At 39.1% G+C, this 19,150-nt stretch carries 7 protein-coding genes; 2 read left to right on the top strand and 5 right to left on the bottom strand.

The genetic code is table 11. The features are described 5' to 3' along the window. Positions 1-161: 161 nt before the first annotated feature. Positions 162-1,454 (bottom strand): extracellular solute-binding protein, encoded by a 1,293-nt coding sequence (locus G3O09_RS11520; protein WP_163101638.1) that lies wholly within the window; start codon positions 1,452-1,454, stop codon positions 162-164. A gap of 414 nt (positions 1,455-1,868) precedes the next feature. Between G3O09_RS11520 and G3O09_RS11525 the strand changes: the two genes are divergently transcribed. Both G3O09_RS11525 and G3O09_RS11530 read left to right on the top strand, forming a co-directional pair. Beyond that, positions 1,869-3,641: an alpha-glycosidase gene (locus G3O09_RS11525; RefSeq protein WP_163101639.1), complete on the top strand. Its 1,773-nt coding sequence runs from the start codon at positions 1,869-1,871 to the stop codon at positions 3,639-3,641. A gap of 119 nt (positions 3,642-3,760) precedes the next feature. Further along, positions 3,761-5,107 carry an MATE family efflux transporter gene (locus G3O09_RS11530; RefSeq protein WP_163101640.1) on the top strand — a complete coding sequence of 449 codons (1,347 nt, stop codon included), beginning with the start codon at positions 3,761-3,763 and terminating at the stop codon, positions 5,105-5,107. Positions 5,108-5,284: 177 nt separating this feature from the next. Here the strand turns inward: G3O09_RS11530 and G3O09_RS11535 are convergent, their stop codons facing one another. From G3O09_RS11535 to G3O09_RS11550, 4 genes are all read right to left on the bottom strand, one after another. Then, positions 5,285-9,052, bottom strand: a complete 3,768-nt coding sequence (locus G3O09_RS11535) for a S8 family peptidase (RefSeq protein WP_240338413.1) — start codon at positions 9,050-9,052, stop codon at positions 5,285-5,287. A 646-nt stretch (positions 9,053-9,698) separates the two neighbouring features. Beyond that, positions 9,699-9,863 carry a hypothetical protein gene (locus G3O09_RS11540; RefSeq protein ID WP_163101642.1) on the bottom strand — a complete coding sequence of 55 codons (165 nt, stop codon included), beginning with the start codon at positions 9,861-9,863 and terminating at the stop codon, positions 9,699-9,701. 2 nt (positions 9,864-9,865) lie between these two features. Next, a complete protein-coding gene (locus tag G3O09_RS11545; RefSeq protein ID WP_163101643.1) occupies positions 9,866-14,218 on the bottom strand; it encodes a S8 family peptidase in 4,353 nt (1,450 codons plus the stop codon). 573 nt (positions 14,219-14,791) lie between these two features. Then, positions 14,792-18,559 (bottom strand): S8 family peptidase, encoded by a 3,768-nt coding sequence (locus tag G3O09_RS11550; RefSeq protein WP_163101644.1) that lies wholly within the window; start codon positions 18,557-18,559, stop codon positions 14,792-14,794. Positions 18,560-19,150 lie beyond the last annotated feature (591 nt).

Genomic DNA, 19,150 nt, shown 5'->3' on the forward strand with positions numbered 1-19,150 from the left:
TCCTTAAAATTGAAAAAAATTAGCGCAAACGGTTGCCTAATTTATCTTTTAAAAACGGCATTTTGCCGCGTTTAGGATGAAAAAGTCTTTATAGTTTTTGTATATAAGGATAGGCAATACCCTCCAATTGGAAGGTATCGCCTCAACCTTGTGTCACCCACTTATTTTGCTGGATGGTTTGTTTCAATATTAGTTTTGATTGTTTTAACTGCATCTTCAAGTGCTGCTTTTGGCTCAGCCTTTTGTGATGCAACTGTTTGAAGTGCAGAAGCCATTGGTCCCCAAACTTCAGCCATTTCTGGAATGTTTGGCATTGGAACAGCGTATTGAGATTGTAATGCAACTGCTTTAGCACCTTCGTTATCAGCAATAACTGGATCTTCAACTAATGCAACGTTAGCTGGGATTTCTTGTACTGCTTCGAAACGCGCTTTAGAGTTTTCGTCATTTGATAAGTGCTCTATTAACTTAGTAGACCAGTAAGGGTTTTTAGTGAATTGAGTCACGTGCCAGCCTTTAACACCCATAAATGTTTTTACTGGCTCACCATTTGGAAGCTTAGGCATTGCTGATACGCCAATGTCAATTCCAGCATCTTTCATGCCTTGGAATGCCCAAGGTCCGTTCATCACTGAAGCCGCTTTTCCTTCATTGAATAATCCGTCCATTGCAGCTCCACCAGTTTCACCGATGATACCTTTAGGGAATAGACCATCTTTGTACCATTTTTGAATATAAGCAGTACCTTCAACAGCGCCTTCATTGTTTAATCCAACGTCATCACGATCTAAAGCGCCATCTTTTTCATTGAATACATATCCGCCCATACCAGCGATTGGACCATGTGCGAAGTAGAAGTTATCCCAAAGAGCTAGGAAACCGTAGTTGCCACCCTTAGTGAAATCTTTAGAGAAAGCATAAAGATCATCCATAGTTTCTGGAGCTTTATCCATTAAAGCTTTGTTGTAAATGAAAACAGGTGTTTCAGTAGCTTTTGGAAGACCATAAAGTTTTCCATCATACATTTGTGCAGTGATTGAAGAGTCACTGTATGTTTTTAATACTTCGTCATCAACTTTAATTTCTTGAATAAGACCTTCTGTAACAACTTGACCGATTTGATCATGTGGAAGTGTCACAACGTCTGGAGCATTTCCAGAAGGACCATCAAGACGTAATTGATCACGGATTTTATCAGCCATGTTCAATTCTTTGAATTCTACTTTAATTCCATATTCTTCTTCGAAAGACTTGATAGCAGCAGGTAGCCAATCTTTACTCTTATCTTTGTCTTCCCAAATTACTAGTTTCTCTGGTTTTGGTTCTTCTGCAGTTTGCTCTGTTCCCTTTTTACCTTCAGCAGGCTTTTGCTCTGCCTCACGCTTAGGACCGCAAGCTGCAAGCATGCCAACTAAAAGTACTAGCATCAATAACATTGATAAAGCTTTTTTCATTGTTGACCCTCCCAATTTTTATATCTAAAATGTAATATTCGATACAACCGTTTGCACAAAACTACAAAAATTGTCGGAAATGAAAACGTTATCAATATAGGACAAAAAAATAAATACTTATAAATAGTTCTGTTTACCTATTAGATATACTATTACATTTCATAATTCTTGCGATGTTTCTATGAAAACGATTGCACAATTTCTAATTCCTATTATACTTAATTTTACTTCTTTTACAACAACTTTTTTATGACAAGGTTTGCCAAAGTGTTGCTTATATTCATTCTTTTAAATTTTCTATTAAGTAACGGTTGAATTAGCGGGTGTGTTTTGTTAATCTGAATGGTAGTTTTAGGGTATATTTTTTGGTATTTTATGCAAACGATTGCAATACTTATATGAAGGGGTGGTTTGATGGAACTTTCTGCAGTTTTTCATAGACCTGGTCATAATTTCTCATTTATTATCGATGAAAATACTCTAGGTATACGAATTCGAACGAAAAAGGATGATGTCGAAAAAATCCAGCTTCTACATGGAGATCCATATATTTGGGAAGATGGCAATTGGGTATTCCATCGTGAAAGCATGGAATGGACTGCAACAGATGGAATTTTTGATTATTGGGAAGTACATATAAGACCTCCACACCGACGTCTTCGATATGGTTTTGAACTTCAAAGCAAGGATGAAACAATTACTTATAATGAAAAAGGATTTTATTCTGAGGCAATAACTGATAGTGGTTATTATTTCTGTCACCCCTATCTTCACATGTCCGAAATATTCCAAGCTCCTGATTGGGTGAAAGATGCTAGATGGTACCAAATCTTCCCTGAACGATTTGCAAATGGGAATCCCTTAAACAATCCAAAAGGTGCCTTAGCTTGGGGAAGTGCTGAGCCTTCCACCTCAAATTTCTTTGGTGGCGATTTTGAAGGGGTTATCAACCATTTAGATTATTTAGTTGAATTAGGTGTGAACGGAATCTATTTCACTCCGGTTTTTAAGGCGCATTCAAATCATAAATACGATACGATTGACTATCTCGAAATTGATCCTCAATTCGGTACAAAGGAAGATATGAAAAGACTTGTTCAAGAATGTCATAAACGTGGGATTAAAGTGATGTTGGATGCCGTATTCAATCACAGCGGTTACTTCTTTCCTCCATTTCAAGACTTATTGAAAAATGGAGAGGATTCTTCATATAAAGATTGGTTCCATCCACATAGTCTTCCTTTAGAAGGTGGAGATTGTCCAAACTATGAAGCTTTTGCCTTCGTCGATGCAATGCCGAAGTTAAATACTCAGCATCCTGAAGTGAAAAAATATTTACTGAATGTAGCAACTTACTGGATTAATGAGTTCGATATCGATGGTTGGCGCCTTGATGTAGCGAATGAAGTCGATCATCAATTTTGGAGAGATTTCCGCATCACTTGCAAGAAAGAAAAAGAAGACTTGTATATTCTAGGTGAGATTTGGCATGATTCCATGCCATGGTTACAGGGAGATCAGTTCGATGCAGTAATGAATTACCCTTTCACGACTAATGTTTTGAATTTATTAGCGAAACAAACTATCAACGCCAAGCAATTCATGAATGCGATGACATCTGTAATCCAAAGCTATCCTCAATATGTCATGGATTTTACCTTTAACTTGGTAGGAAGTCACGACACTCCACGAGTACTGACTGAATGTAATGAGGATATTAATCGAGTGAAGTTGATTTATACTCTCCTTTATACTTTTATGGGGTCCCCATGTATGTATTATGGAGACGAAATCGGTATGACTGGTGAGCAAGATCCAGGTTGCCGTAAATGCATGGAATGGGATACAGGAAAACAAAATCTTGATCTTTTAACCCATGTAAAGAAATTAATCGCTTTAAGACAATCAGAAAAGCTACTTGCTAACAAAGGAAGACTCCAATTTTTAAATCGTGTGGAAACCGAGATTGTAGCGTTCAAGAAATATCAAGATGATCGAAATGTATTTGTTTTCATCAACCCAACAGATCAAGTTCAGTCTTTTGAACTACCTCTGTCTATGCAGGGGATTGTCGTCAAAAACCTCTGGACTGAAGAAGAACTTGCCTTAGAATCCCCTTCTGTTCAAGTACAGCTTGAACCCTATGGATTCAGCATATTAGCTTTTCATGATTCTCATGTCGTATAACCTTTTCAGGTAACTATTAGGGTTAGACCCCATCCTTAACATTAGTTAGGAAGTTGTATGGGTCTTCCCCTAATAGTTACCACTAGAAAGAATCCTACTAGATTAATAGGAGTATCAATATGTCTAAACCAACTAAAAAATTGACATTGTTTGCCCTAACCTGGCCATTGTTCATAGAAATTTTCCTACATATGCTTATGGGTAATGCAGACACATTGATGCTAAGTCAATATTCAGATCAATCCGTGGCTGCAGTTGGAGTGTCCAATCAAATTTTATCACTAGTAATTGTGATGTTTGGCTTTGTGGCTACTGGGACAGCTATTTTAGTGGCACAGAATCTTGGCGCTAAAAACGAAATAACAGCCGCTCAGATAACTGTAGTATCTCTTGTGGTCAATCTGATCTTCGGTCTTGTTTTAAGTGTCATCATCTTTTTCTCTAGTGAATTTTTACTTCAATTAATGGATTTACCTTCTGAATTATTAGCGGAAGCAGATTCCTATCTTATCATTGTTGGAGGCTTTTCCTTTGTTCAAGCATTGATTATGACAGCAGGTGCAATTATTAGAAGCTATGGTCATACGAAAGATGCGATGTATGTCACGATTGGAATGAACATCTTGAATGTCATCGGGAATTATTTGTTTATTTTTGGACCATTTGGCTTACCAATTCTAGGAGTCGAGGGTGTAGCTATTTCCACTACTGTAAGTCGTTTAATAGGATTCATTGCCATTATGATTATATTAGTGAAGCGCGTTCCAACAAAATTGCCATTTGATCAGATTTTGAAAATGCCGATACAACACATTAAGGATTTATTAAAAATCGGTATTCCTTCAGCAGGAGAACATTTATCCTATAATGGATCTCAAATGGTCATCACTTACTTTATCACGATGCTTGGTACCAATGCTTTGACGACAAAGGTTTATGCCCAAAACCTGATGATGTTCATATTCTTATTCGGAGTCGCAATTAGTCAAGGCACTCAAATCCTGATAGGACATCAAATCGGGGCAAAGAAATATGAAGAGGCATATGCTCGCTGTATTAAGAGTTTAAAGCTGGCACTTGGTATTACACTAGGGGCTTCCCTTCTCTTTTCGCTCTTTTCAAAACAACTATTATCCATTTTCACATCTAATGAATCCATCATTGCTGTTGGTAGCACATTAATTTGGTTGACGATCATACTAGAACCTGGCCGTACATTCAATCTGGTAATCATCAATTCATTGAGGGCTGCTGGTGATGTAAAATTTCCCGTATACATGGGAATCCTCTCTATGTGGGGCATCAGTGTCACACTTTCATACCTACTTGGAATATATTTCGAATTAGGTCTAGTTGGGATATGGCTTGCATTTGCAGCTGATGAATGGTTCCGCGGTTCACTTATGTTATGGCGATGGAAATCAAAGGTTTGGATGAGAAAAGGGTTTGTTACTCATCAAGATTGAAGAGTAAAGCGAATGACAAATCAATACTTTTAAATTAATGGCTTTGTTAAAGTACATTATTGATTTTAAGTAGTTTGTTGTTTGGAGTGGAAGACGCTTGACTCCTGGGTAATTTTAACAGAGCTAAATTAATAAAAATAGCCTATCCATCATTTGTAAATGGATAGGCTATTAATCTTATTTTAAGCCATAAGCCTTAATGACATCTTGAGAAATTTTGTTGCCTAGATCATCCCAAGCAGTTGCTCGTAATGATACATACTCAGCATTCTTCGGATTTTTGAACTTGGCTACCCACTTGTTATCGGCTGTACGCTCGAGATTCACAGTCTCCCACGACTCACCTTCATTAAAGGAAACCTCTAATGTCGCTCCTTCTACTTTTCCGTAGCCTTCTACATCAGCAAAAGTTGTTGCAACCAGTTTTTCAACTGATAGTTCGAGATTTGTAGGTGGTGCCGCATGTACGTTTCCGTTCATATCTGTCTCGACTTTATAATTCAGTGAATAGAGTGGGAGTAAAGTAGTGTTTCTTCTTTTTTCAGACCAGAATGTCCATTCCGTATGCGTATTTAATGATGTTTTCCAACGATTCGGATCACGGTTTGCATCACTTACTAGACGGTATTGTGTTTTTACTTCTGGGACTGGTTTACTTAAAGATAAAGTTTGTCCTTTCCCTTCTTTAACGAGGGTATCTCCTTGGTACAATTTAAGTGTTTGATTTTTTTTGGATTCTGTACTGCTGACTTGACCCATACCATTTCCTGAATCTGCCCAAGCAGGGATATCGAATTCTAAATAGTTACTAGAACGGTAAGGCGGCCACGGGTAATAGCTATCTCCCAAGTGAGGACGAACTACTGGAGAGAAAAATTCTTCATCCAATTTTCCGTCTTTTTCATACGAAACAGCTGGATGTCGTACAAACCAAGAGCTGTCTAAGACTTCTGCACGGTGAAGCCAGAGAGTATCTTTATCTACTGAAACCCACTCTTTTCGAACAGAAGGGAACTCTATTTGTTGATCCCAGCTTATCCCAGATGTAGATCCTTTACGAATATCAACACGCCACTCTCTACCTGGTGCTTCACGATCTGATTTGTAGCGCGTGTCGATCTCAACGAGTTCACTGCTAGATGGTGCATATTTTAAATTATTTGGAATCTGGTCATGATGACGATCAATCAAATCATATACATATGGTGTATTTGGTTCACCTTCAACATGCAATTTCAGGTTGCCAGAACGTGCTTCTGCAATCACTTCATCGCCTTCACTCTTACTGATTCCGGCAACGGCAAGCGGGATCGACTTGCCATCTTCACTTCCTACCCACGCACCAAATTCCATATCTTCATTGTTTACGATAATCAACAGCTTTGCACCCGCTGCATGTGCTGCAGCAGCCTGCTCGGAAGGCGTAATATCCGTGTTAAAATCGACGACAACCGCTTTGCCATTTGCTTCTAGATGCTCATAGTCAGCTGCTGTTCCTTTACTTGCATAAACCGTAGATAAGTTATATTTACCTTCAAGAAGTGTACTTCCCCCCAATAGTAAATCATCTAACACTTTTCCTTTAAAATTGATCTCAAGGATAGGCTTTATTAATCGCCAGCGATTCGAAAATTCGAATGTTCCTGTCGTAACTTTCTCTGTTGGGACAGCATACATTTTATCGATCGTTGGAGGATACAATACATTAGCAACTTCAAATTTTCGGTTACCAAGTGTACGGTAGTAATACATGCGCTGATAGAATGGTTCTGTCTTCTTTGGTACATCGGCTGTAATTTCCTTTGCTTCTCTAGCATCAAGCTCCACGGTTTGTGGACCAACTAACTTGATTTCAGGATTACCAACTAATGCTACACCACTATGATCTGTTTCAGTATCCACTTTCATATAAGACATGGCTGAATACGTCCCAGGTGGTAAACGAGTTTCTGTTGTGCCGTTTACAGCAATAATTTCGAGTTCATTTTTATTCTTTTCGTTTAAAAGGTATACATACGTAACAGTCGGGTCACCATTACGGTCCTTAGCTTTAAACGTTAGCGGATACCTCTCTTCTTCTTTCACCATGCCCATTGAAGTATGAGCCACTTGCTTGCTTTCAGAATCCGTTGCTGTTAGGTGCCCCTCATAACGACCGAAGTCAGCAAGCTTCGGATCTACTGTAACGGTTACGGTCTTTGTACCATTAGCTGGAACATTGATTTGGTTTTCGGAAACCGTTAGTACACCATCAGGTACATTTTTGCCATTTGCATTTTTAAAATCAGCTTGGAGGTTTAGGGTAACAGCAGAATCGCTGTCGTTTGTATAGGTGACTGTTTTTTGTACAGGCTGTGCATTAGCGTTTGGCCACTTAAAAAAGCCGAAGAACAGAGAACCCGTTGCACGAACAGTGCTGTGTACAGCAGCAGATATATCCAATCGGCCCGAACCGATATGGTAAGGTGAATAATCTAATCTCTTAGACGTACCCATCAACGCATCTTTCAGTTGTGTTCCGTTCCACTCTGGGTTCTTTTGCAGAAGAATCGCAGCAGCACCCGCCACATGTGGGGCCGCCATGGATGTACCACTCAGACTCATGTAAGATCCGCTTCCTGATGTTAGTCCAGATCGAGCAGCAACAATCCCAACACCTGGTGCAGACAGATCAGGTTTCAATCCCATATCTCCAGAACGAGGTCCTTTTGATGAGAAATAAGCAATTTTGTCTGTCTTATCCACAGCACCGATTGTTAAAGCAGCATCTGCAGCTCCTGGTGAACCGATGGTTCCTTCACCTGCAATACCTTTGTTGCCGGCAGAAATAACAAATAGTGCACCTGTTTCTTCACTTAGTCTATTTACGGCTTGAGACAGTGGGTCTGTTCCGTCACTTGCCCCGCCTCCCAAACTCATGTTTACTATCTTGGCATTGTGTGCAGCCCATTCCATACCGTCAATAATCCATGAATCTAAACCGTTTCCAGTGTTATCTAATACTTTCCCCACTAGCAATCTTGCTTCAGGAGCAACTCCTTTGTTCTTGCCTTGTGAAGCAGCACCTGTCCCTAATACCGTTGAAGCAACGTGTGTACCATGCCCGTCAACATCATCAGCCGTTTCCCCAGGAACAAAGCTTTTTACCTCGTCTATTTGATTTGCAAGATCGGGATGATTCGGATCGATTCCTGTATCAAGTACCGCTACCTTAACCCCCTTACCTGTAAAACCAGATTCCCAAGCCGTTGGAGCACCGATCTGAGGTACGCTTTGGGATAATGTGGCTTCCACACGACCATCAAGCCAGATCTTTTCAATGCCCTGATCGAATACTGCTGTGTTAGATTGGTCTTTTGGGGAATCCTCAGGTACGATATCCTTCCAAAACTTCTTCGCCTCTTTTTTAGATGTTTCAAGAGCGGCACCATTAATACTTTCTAACTCACGAACCTTTTTTGCCCCTTTTGGATCGGCCTTCTTTGTTTGGAAGGCTCTCGCTACGGACGCTGTGGAATCTGTGTATTCTACGATAACTGGCATGGAAGAGAGACTTTTATCATCATAGCCGTTCTCTAATAATTCCGTTACATTAAACAAATCCTTATCCAGTTTTTCAGCTGCCAGATAAGGCATAGCTGAATTTGGTATGACATACGTATCTTCATCGATCGTTAACACTTGTACACCTGCAGCGTTCTGATCGGCAGGTTCCACGTTTATGACACTCTTGCCGTTTTCTATCTTTTGAACCTTAACGACGTCGCCTGTGATCAGGGTGACCGTTTGCTCGTCAGATTCACTTAAACGATCAACAACAGCAGCATTCGCAATTGTTTTTTCTAATGTCGTTTTATCATAGGCTCTTACGCTATAATACGATGAAGCAAGAACAACCGTAGATAAAGAGGCAGCTAAAAACGTCTTCAATTTCTTTTTTTTCACCAAACTTCCCCCTTGTAGATATGAATAAATTACAGTTGTTGAGAAATGTCTTAATGCAGGATTCGTGGTTGAATAGAGTAGATTAAGAGATTGCTAACAGGTTAAAAGGGGCACCTCCTAAACCAATTACCGATTCTGTATCAGAGGCATGTAGTTTCTTGCTGTAGAGGCATGTAGTTTCATAATGGAAATGAATGGGTAATATTGAAATTAATAGAATTGTATATCTGTTGGATCGAGGTGACAAATGGGGTTTTACCAAGGACTTTTGACATAGTAATTTTTATGATTTAAATATTTTTAAATAAAAAAGTGTTGAAATCCTATATCAATTGTACTATTAATATAGATTTTGAGTTGGGGTTTTAAATAAATTTATTGACTATTCAGATATTTTGTGATTAGTAGATTGCTTGCAAAGAAGGCTCTCTGTACTCAGATTCACAGCCTGCATAGGTACTTTTCGCAATTCTGAGACCGTTGGCTGTTCCTGTGCTTTCTAAAATTTACTAATCGTTGTAATTGATTGGTACTATATTCAGAAAACAATAAAAATAGCCTATCCATCATTTGAAGATGGATAGACTATTAAACTTATTTCAAGCCATAAGCCTTAATGATATCTTGAGAAATCTTGTTTCCTTGATCATCCCAAGCATTTGCTCGTAATGATACATACGTAGCATTCTTCGGATTGTTGATCTTGGTTTCCCATGTTATCGGCAGATCGCTTTAGGTTTACAGACTCCCACGACTCACCTGTATTAAAGGAAACCTCAAGTGCCAGGTAAAATACCTGACACTTTTTCATAATTATTTCCTACTTGGTTTGCTATTTACATATAGCTTTCCTGCTGCCGTGGAACTTAATGAATTTCCATACTTATCTTCTACTTTTACCACTATTTGTGCACCGTTTAATGTAATCTTCTTAGTTGCTGTCCAGTTGCCCTCATAGTGTCCAGTGCCATTTCCATTTGCATCCTTTACTTCTGTCATAACTACTTCATAGGTGCTTAAACTTGCTGTTGGCACAGATACTGCACTTGTTATGCCATTAATCGGAGTGTTAATTGTAAATACTGCCTTTTTTAATCCAGGCTCACTGTCGAACTCAACCTTTAATGTTTGATCTGACTTTAATATTACATCACTCGATGGCATTATATTTTTAATTTCACGGATTGAGTATTTTACATTAACTGTTATGCTCTTAGCAGTTTCATTTCCTGCCTTGTCTCTAGCAACAACATTTATTACATTTTCCCCTTCCTTGGACATAAGCTTTGCTGTCCAATTTCCATTTGAATCTATGTCTGTCTTTGTTCCGTTAACTTCAACATATTCTAAATAATCATCTTTAGCTGTTCCTGATACAGTTATTACCTGATCATTTATATTTGCGTTATTTTGCGGGCTTGTAATTTCTAAAACTGGTGCTGCCTTGTCTACTATAACCTTTATTTCCTTCGAATAAGGAGTAGATCCTAATTCTGTAATAGTTTTTGCCTTTAGAATATTATCTCCCTCATGAAGTACAGCATCAATTGAGAAGCTTCCATCATCATTTGTCTTTCCATTTGCTATATCTTTCTCACCGCTAAATATATGAACGTCCATTCCTGGAGCCGCCATACCTTTTATTGTTACTTTTTCATTATTTACATATGGGTTGTCCACTGGTGATGTTATAACTGGAGCTAGTGCTCCAAGCTTAACTGTTGCTCTAATCATCATGTTTCCGTAATCTTTATTCGCTAAAGTGAATTGACCATTTATAAACTGCCATGATCTTTGTGCTGCTATTGAATTTTTATCCAATGCAATTGCTGGGCTTTGAGGAGCAAACTTATCCTGTATTAAAACCATATAAAAATCGCCTGTTACAACTATTTGCTGCGCGGATAAATCAACGACTGTCCATTTCCCTTGCTCCCTAGAAGCAGTTGCATTAAACGGCCCTGCTATCATTTTTCCAGGGGATCCATCCTTTCCACTTGCATCATAAACTGCCACCTTAAATGTATTTCCCCATGTTCCATCAAGCATAAATAATCCAGAGGTTACTATTCCTGTGGTCTGTCCCTCTGGAAGTGACATTCTTACTGCATAGCCACCTCCTGGTTCCCATTGAGCCACTGAATATTCTGGTGTTCCATCATCATAGCCTATCTCTCCTGAAAAATTGATAAACGGTTTTTGCTGAAGATCATGTGTAACATTTTCATTACCCGTAATATCTACAGTAAATCTCTCATCAAAATAGTTCTCTGCTATAACCTGTACTGTATATTTACCTTCATATGCAGTTATTGAGTAATTCCCCTCTGCATCAGTTGTAACTGGTGCTACTGCTGCATCCTCAATTAGGTAAACTTTAGCGTTTTTCACCGGATTTCCTGTTTGGGAATTTGTGATTTTACCTGTTAATGTTCCCTTAGGAATTGGAACCAATGTAATGTTTGTATTTTCAAGAACTTGGTTAGCTGCTACTTGAACCCTCTTATCCTGTGGATAGTATCCATACTTTTCAGCTCTTAAAGTATACTCTCCTTCTTTAACCTTGAAACTATATGACCCGTCTTGTGGATTTGTTTTTGTTGAACGACCATTTTCAACAATAGATACTGTAGCTGATAATGGAAGTCTCGCTATCTCAGCATTGGTCTGCACTGAATTTATTATTTGTTGTTTTGGGCTGCTGCTTAAAACTGATATGTCACCTAATGCTGCAGGTAGATCTGTTAAGCTAATATGTTCTTTAGGGCCATTGCTTAAAACTGATGTATTACCTATTTCTGCAGATTTATCTGTTAATCTAAAATCATCTATAAACCATCCCTGATGATTATTGGAGGTATTAGAATTAAATAGAAATGCGATACTAATTTTCTTTCCTGCATATTCGCTTAAATCTATTTCTTCATTTGAGTATCCGACTGTCTTAGTACCTGTATATTCTGCTACACTATAATATTTATAGCCGTCAGTTGAAACCAAAACTTTTCCCTTGCCAATCTTTTCTTCTAGATCATACCAATTTTCAAACTGTAAATAAGCATGTCCTTGCGGCAGGACAAAATCAGGCGATATCAATCCCATTACTTGATTTTCTGAATACGTTCCTTCAAGATTAGTAGCTAAAACCTTTTCTCCCGAGGCTGCTGCCATAGGTCCTGTCGTTGGTTTTCCCCACTGCCATTGAGCAGTCCCGAGCATTTGCCATGCTGTTATTTCTGTTTCAAAATCATTAAAGTATCCTATTGTAAGTGCATCTTTAACAAGTATTGTATAGATATCACTTGTAACCTCGTTATTTCCAAAGTCAACAATTTTCCATCTGTAAGATAGATTTGATCCTTCTACTACTCTATCAGCTGGAATTACAGTTTCATAGCTCCCTGACTTGTAGTCCCCACTTTTCCTTTCAGCTGCAACTGTTGTCCACTCATCTGCTGAATTTCTATATTGAAGCTCAACTGTCCCCACACTTACATTATCCTGTACATCTATTTTTAATGTTTGTTCCAATCCTTCGTATGTCTCTGTAACAGGTATATGGTTAAATGTTGGTGGAACTGTATCCTCGGCATCTTCTGATACTTGGCCTTTAATCTCAGATAGTCCTGTCATAACTGATGTTACAGCCTTAAATGCATTAATAACACCATATCCATATCCATTGTTAGGGGTTGTAGGATATTGAGAGTCAGTAATAGGAGTTGCTGTTTCCTTTATTATTTCTTCAATTTCTTCAATTTTTAATGATGAATTGACTTGAAGAAGTAATGCAACAAGTCCTGATGTATGCGGACCTGCCATCGAGGTTCCATTCCATCCACCCTCATATTCACTTCCTGGAACTGCGGATCTAATATTAACTCCAGGTGCTGAAATTTCTGGCTTAAGTATTCCACCATATGGTGATGGCCCTCTTAATGAGAAGTTGCCTAGCTTATTGTTTATGTCAGTTGCTCCTGTTGCAAAGGATTCTGGATAGTTTGCAGGATTAGCAACTGATCCTGGTCCACCAGGATTGTATGGGGTTGTATTTCCTGCTGAAAATTCTGGGAATATATTTGCTGCTCTCCAGTTTCTTACAATAGTTCTATACCAATCATCTACTTCAGGACCGCCTCCCCATGAGTTATTTACAACATCGGGTGCCATTTCTGGATGTGGTACTCCATTTTTATCTTTAGGAGCAAGCATCCATTCACCAGCTTCTATTAAATCTTCATTTGTTCCACCATCTGCTGTAAATGCCTTAACAGCTATCCACTTTGCACCTGGCGCAACACCTATCTTATTTGTACCATTTGGTTCTGAACCAACCATAGTACCCACTGTATGGGTTCCATGACCAAGATCATCGTATGGTGCTGAACCGTTATTTGCAGTTGCATCAAACCAATTGTATTCATGATTTGGATTATCTGGATTAGCTGGGTCATATCCTCTATATTTTGTCTTTAATGCAGGGTGATCCCACTGAACTCCTGTATCTATGCTACCAACAACTATTCCTGTTCCATCTATCCCCAAGCCCCAAACATCAGGCGCTCCAATTTTTTCAATGCCCCATTCTACATTATTAGTCGCTTGAACAGCAGCTTCAGTAGTTTTTGCAGGCTCAATTAACTTTGTAATTCTATTAGGTTTTATACTTTCAACCTCAGGCATAGCTGCTATGTTTCTCATAACTTCCTCTGTTGCTGTAACTGCCATACCATTTACTACGTAAAACGACTTAGAATCCTTTACATTTCCGTTACTCTTTTCTTTTTCAATATACCTCCTCAAATTTCTCTGTGATGAATCTGATTTAATTTTTAATTCAGAAACGATTGATGAACGAACTACTAACTCTTTTTTTACATTTGATAGATGCTTATTCTTAGCCTTAACTTCATTAGCAACCTTTACTGTATCTACCTGATCCTTAAATTTTACAAGAAAGGTAGTTTGAGAGTTATTTGAAAATTCCTTTTTAAGTTCTACACTTATTTTATTCTCTACTACTTCTTTAGCTTCCTGGTTATAGCTTGTCTCAATATTGTCCTTTGCATAAGCCTTACCATAACTTCCAGCTGGTGCAGCAAATGAACTTATGGTAATTATTAAAGCTGTCGACAATGCAAGCAATTTTTTTGTGATTTTTATCATGTTTATACCCCCCATATTTAGATTGAATTTACCTAATTAACCCTTTTCTCTCCTTTCCCTTAACTGCTTGACCCCTATTAACTTATAAAAATAGAGTTTGCAATGAGTCTTACAACATTAACTGCATGTTCATCAATTAAGTTGTTTCATTCCATTCAAACTAATAGATTACGAATCTATTACCACCTAAATGTATATCTGTTAGATTGGGGTGACAAATGGGGTTTTATAAAGGACTTTTGACATGAGTATTTTTATAATTTATATGTTTTTAAATAAAATAGCGTTGATAATCTATATCAATTGTACTATTAATATAGATTTTGAGTTGGGGTTTTAAATCAATTTATTGACTATTCAGATATTTAATGATTAGGAGAATGCTTACAAAGAAGGCTCTCTGTATTCAGATTCGCAGCCTGCATAGGTACTTTTCACAACTCTGAGATGGTCGGCTGTTTCCTGGGACTAATTCCCACTCTTTCTAAGATTAATAAAATGTTATATTGGTGCTATATTCAAAAACAATAAAAATAGCCTATCCATCATTTGCAGATGGATAGACTATTAAACTTATTTCAACCCATAAGCCTTAATGATATCTTGAGAAATCTTATTTCCTTGATCATCCCAAGCATTTGCTCGTAATGATACATACGTAGCATTCTTCGGATTGTTGATCTTGGCTTCCCACTTGTTATCGGCTGAACGCTGGAGGTTCACAGTCTCCCACGACTCACCTTCATTAAAGGAAACCTCTAATGTCGCTCCTTCTAGCTTACCGTAACCTGCTACACCTTCAAGTTTTGCAACAGATAGTTCGAGTTTAGCAGGACGTTCAGCAGGTGCGTTACCATTCATATCGGTATCAACCTTATAATCCAGTGAATAGAATGGGAGTAAAGTTTGGGATTCTTCGCCTTTTTGAGACCAGAATGCCCATTCCGTATGCGTACTCAATGATGTTTTCCAACGATTCGGGTCTCGCTTTGCATCACTCACTAAACGGTATTGTGTTTTTTCTTCTGGGACTGGTTTATTTGAAATTAAAATTTGTCCTTTTTCTTCTTGAAGAAGAGTATCTCCTTGATACAATTTAAGTGTTTGATTTTTTACGGATTCTGCATTGTTGACATGACCTGTAGAGCCATTTCCAGAATCTGCCCAAGCAGGAATATAAAATCCTAAATCGTCCTCTAGGCGGCGAGGTTCATAGCCTTTACCCAAACGCGGACGAACTACTGGAGAGAACCATTCTTCCTGAAGTCTTTGTCCTTTTTTATACGTAACTAAAGGCTGGCGAACTTCCCATGAGCTGTCTACTACGCTGGCTTGGTGAGACCAGGAAGTATCTTTATCTACTGAAACCCACTCTGTTCGCACAGTAGGCAAAGGTAGTTTCTGTAAATACCTACTGCTAAAGCCCATCAATCTATTCGGACGGAAATCATAACGGAATTCTTCACCAGGTGCTTCACGATCTGATTTGTAACGCGTGTCGATCTTAACGAGTTCACTGTTAGATGGTGCATATTTTAAATTATTGGGAATCTGATCTTGATGAACATCCATCAAATCATATAAATATGATGGATTTGATTCACCTTCAACAAACAGGTTCAGGTTGCCAGAACGTGCTGCTGCAATCACTTCATCGCCTTCACTCTTACTGATTCCAGCAACGGCAAGCGGGATGTCCGTCCAATCGGTGGTATTTCCTACATACCAATAGAATTCCTTATCTTCATTGTTTACGATAATCAACAGCTTTGCACCCGCTGCATGTGCCGCAGTGGCCTGCTCAGAAGGCGTAACTTCCGTGTTACGATCCACGACAACCGCTTTGCCATTTGCTTTCAAACGCTCATAGTCAGCTGGTGTTCCTTTTCCTGCATAAACCGTTGATAAGTTATATTTACCATCAAGAAGTGTACTTCCCGGCAACGGTATATCATCCAACACTTTTCCTTTAAAATTGATCTCAAGGGAAGGTTTTATTAAACGCCAGCGAGTCGAATATTCGAATTCTCCTGTTGTAACTTCCTTTGTTGGGACAGCATACATTTTGTCGGTCCATGGATATAACAAAAATGCAACCCACGCTGGTTTGCCATCAACAAAGGGTCGGTTGTATACCATTTCCTGAAAGCTTGGTTCTGCCTTCTTTGGTGTATCGACTGTAATTTCTTTTGCTTTTCGAGCATCAAGTTCCACAGTTTGAGGACCGTCTAGCTTGATTTCAGGATTACCGACTAATGCTACACCACTATGATCTGTTTCATCATCCACTTCCATATAAGACATGGCCGAATACGTACCAGGTGGTAAAAGAATTTCTGTTGTTCCGTCTCCATATACAAACTGGAATTGCCCGTCTTCGCTTAAAATAAATAGATAACCCGTATTAGTCGGATTGCCATTACGATCCGTAGCCTTAAACGTTAGCGGATACCTCTCTTTTTCTTTCATCATGCCTATTGAAGTATGAGCCACTTGCTTGCCTTCAGAATCCGTGGCTGTCAGTTGTCCCTCATAACGAGTACCCAAGTTACCAAGCTTCGGATCTACTGTAACGGTTACTGTCTTTGTACCATTAGCTGGAACAGTGATTTGGTTTTCGGAAACCGTCAGCATACCCTCAGGTGCATTTTTACCATCTGCATTTTTAAAATCAGCTTGGAGATTTAGCGTAACAGCAGAATCGCTGTCGTTTGTATAGGTGACCGTTTTTTGTACAGGCTGAGCATTATTATTAGGCCATTTGAACACATACGATAGGGAACCAGTTGCTCTCACTCTGCTGAATACCGCTGCTTGTACATCCAGTCGGCCCGATCCGATATGGTAAGGTGAATAATCTAATCTCTTAGACGTACTCATCAACGCTTCTTTCAGTTGAGTTCCATTCCACTCAGGATGCTTTTGCAGAAGGATCGCAGCAGCACCCGCCACATGTGGGGTTGCCATGGATGTACCACTCAGACTCATGTAAGATCCGCTTCCTGGTAATAGTCCAGATTTAGCAGCAACAATTCCAACACCTGGTGCAGACAGGTCAGGTTTCAATCCCATATCTACACGAGGTCCTTTTGATGAGAAATAAGCAATTTTGTCTGCCTTATCCACAGCACCGATCGTTAACGCAGCATCTGCAGCTCCTGGTGAAGCGATGGTTCCTTCAGCACCGGTGTTACCGGCAGCAATAACAAATAGTGCACCTGTTTCTTCACTTAGTCTATTTACGGCTTGAGACAGCGGGTCTGTTCCGTCACTTGCCCCGCCTCCCAAACTCATGCTTACAATTTTGGCTTTGTGTGCAGCCCATTCCATACCGTCAATAATCCATGAATCGAAACCGTCTCCATTGTTATCTAATACTTTCCCTACTAGTAGTCTTGCTTCAGGAGCAACTCCTTTGTTCTTACCTTCTGAAGCAGCACCTGTCCCTAATACCGTTGAAGCAACGTGTGTACCATGCCCGTCAACATCATCAACCGTTTCTCCAGGTACAAAGCTTTTTGCCTCGTCTAATTGATTTGCAAGATCGGGATGATTCGGATCGATTCCTGTATCAAGTACCGCTACTTTAACTCCCTTACCTGTAAAACCAGATTCCCAAGCCGTCGGGGCACCGATCTGAGGGACGCTTTTGTCTAATGTCGCTTCCACACGACCATCAAGCCAGATCTTTTCAATGCCCTGGTCGAATTTAGGTTTGGCTTTCTGGGAAGCCTCAGGTGTGATATCCTTCCAGAACGTATCCGCTTCTTTTTTAGATGTTTCAAGTGCGGCACCATTAATACTCTCTAAATCACGAACCCTTTTCGCTCCTTTTGGATTGGCCTTCTTTTTTTGGTCAGCTCCCGTTGTTTGGAAGGATCCCTCTGTTTGGACAACTCCCGCTGTAGACTCTGTGTATTCTACGATAACTGGAAGGGAAGAGAGACTTTTATCATCATAGCCGTTCTCTAATAATTTCGTTACATTAAACAAATCCTTGTCCAGTTTGTCAGCAGCCAGATAAGGCATAGCTGATTTTGGTATGACATACGTATCTTCACCAATCGTTAACACTTGTACACCTGCAGCGTTCTGATCGGCAGGTTCCACGTCTATGACACTCTTGCCGTTTTCTATCTTTTTAACCTTAACGACGTCGCCTGTGATCAGGGTGACCTTTTTCTCGTCAGATTCACTTAAACGATCAACAACAGCAGCATTCGCAATTGTTTTTTCTAATGTCGTTTTATCATCGGCTTTTACGTTATAATACGATGAAGCAAGAACAACCGTAGATAAAGAGGCAGCTAAAAACGTCTTCATTTTCTTTTTTTTCACCATACATCCTCCTAGTAGAAATGAATAAGTACAGAAATATCTTGAAGCAGGATTCATTGTTGAATGGGGTAAATTAAGAAATTGCTAACAGGTTAAAAGGGGCACCTCCTTACCAATTACCGATTCTGTATCAGAGGCATGTAGTTTCTAGCTGTAGAGGCATGTAGTTTCTAGTTGGAAATGAATGGGTAAAATTGAAATTAGTAGAATTGTATATCTGTTCGACTGTGGTGACAAATGGGGTTTTGTAAAGGACTTGAGTCCTGAGCTTTTTTATAAATCTAAATGATTTAAAAGAAAATAGCCTTGCAAATCTATATCATTCGTACTATTAATATAGATTTTGAGTTGGGGTTATAAATCAATCTATTGACCATTAAGAGATTGTATGTTTAGGGGATATAAGATGAATTAATTCCAAATGTTGGAAACGTAGTTTTTTCTGAGTGAAAAACAGATTTCCCTCATAAATCAATGTATATTAGAAAACTTGGCTAGCGCCAAGCCTAAGCGCTGGCGATTGGCTAGTTGCACTTATACTTTAATCCTAAAATTTGCCACGACGTCGACTTACTTCTTTGCTGCCAATTTATA

The organism is Peribacillus alkalitolerans (assembly GCF_010882125.1).
GTDB lineage: Bacteria > Bacillota > Bacilli > Bacillales > DSM-1321 > Bacillus_BN > Bacillus_BN alkalitolerans.

Bases quoted from the DNA above. Each gene is read 5' to 3' on its own strand.
- G3O09_RS11520 (WP_163101638.1), bottom strand. From the start codon at position 1,454: ATGAAAAAAGCTTTATCAATGTTATTGATGCTAGTACTTTTAGTTGGC.
- G3O09_RS11525 (WP_163101639.1), top strand. From the start codon at position 1,869: ATGGAACTTTCTGCAGTTTTTCATAGACCTGGTCATAATTTCTCATTT.
- G3O09_RS11530 (WP_163101640.1), top strand. From the start codon at position 3,761: ATGTCTAAACCAACTAAAAAATTGACATTGTTTGCCCTAACCTGGCCA.
- G3O09_RS11540 (WP_163101642.1), bottom strand. From the start codon at position 9,863: ATGAAAAAGTGTCAGGTATTTTACCTGGCACTTGAGGTTTCCTTTAAT.
- G3O09_RS11545 (WP_163101643.1), bottom strand. From the start codon at position 14,218: ATGATAAAAATCACAAAAAAATTGCTTGCATTGTCGACAGCTTTAATA.
- G3O09_RS11550 (WP_163101644.1), bottom strand. From the start codon at position 18,559: ATGGTGAAAAAAAAGAAAATGAAGACGTTTTTAGCTGCCTCTTTATCT.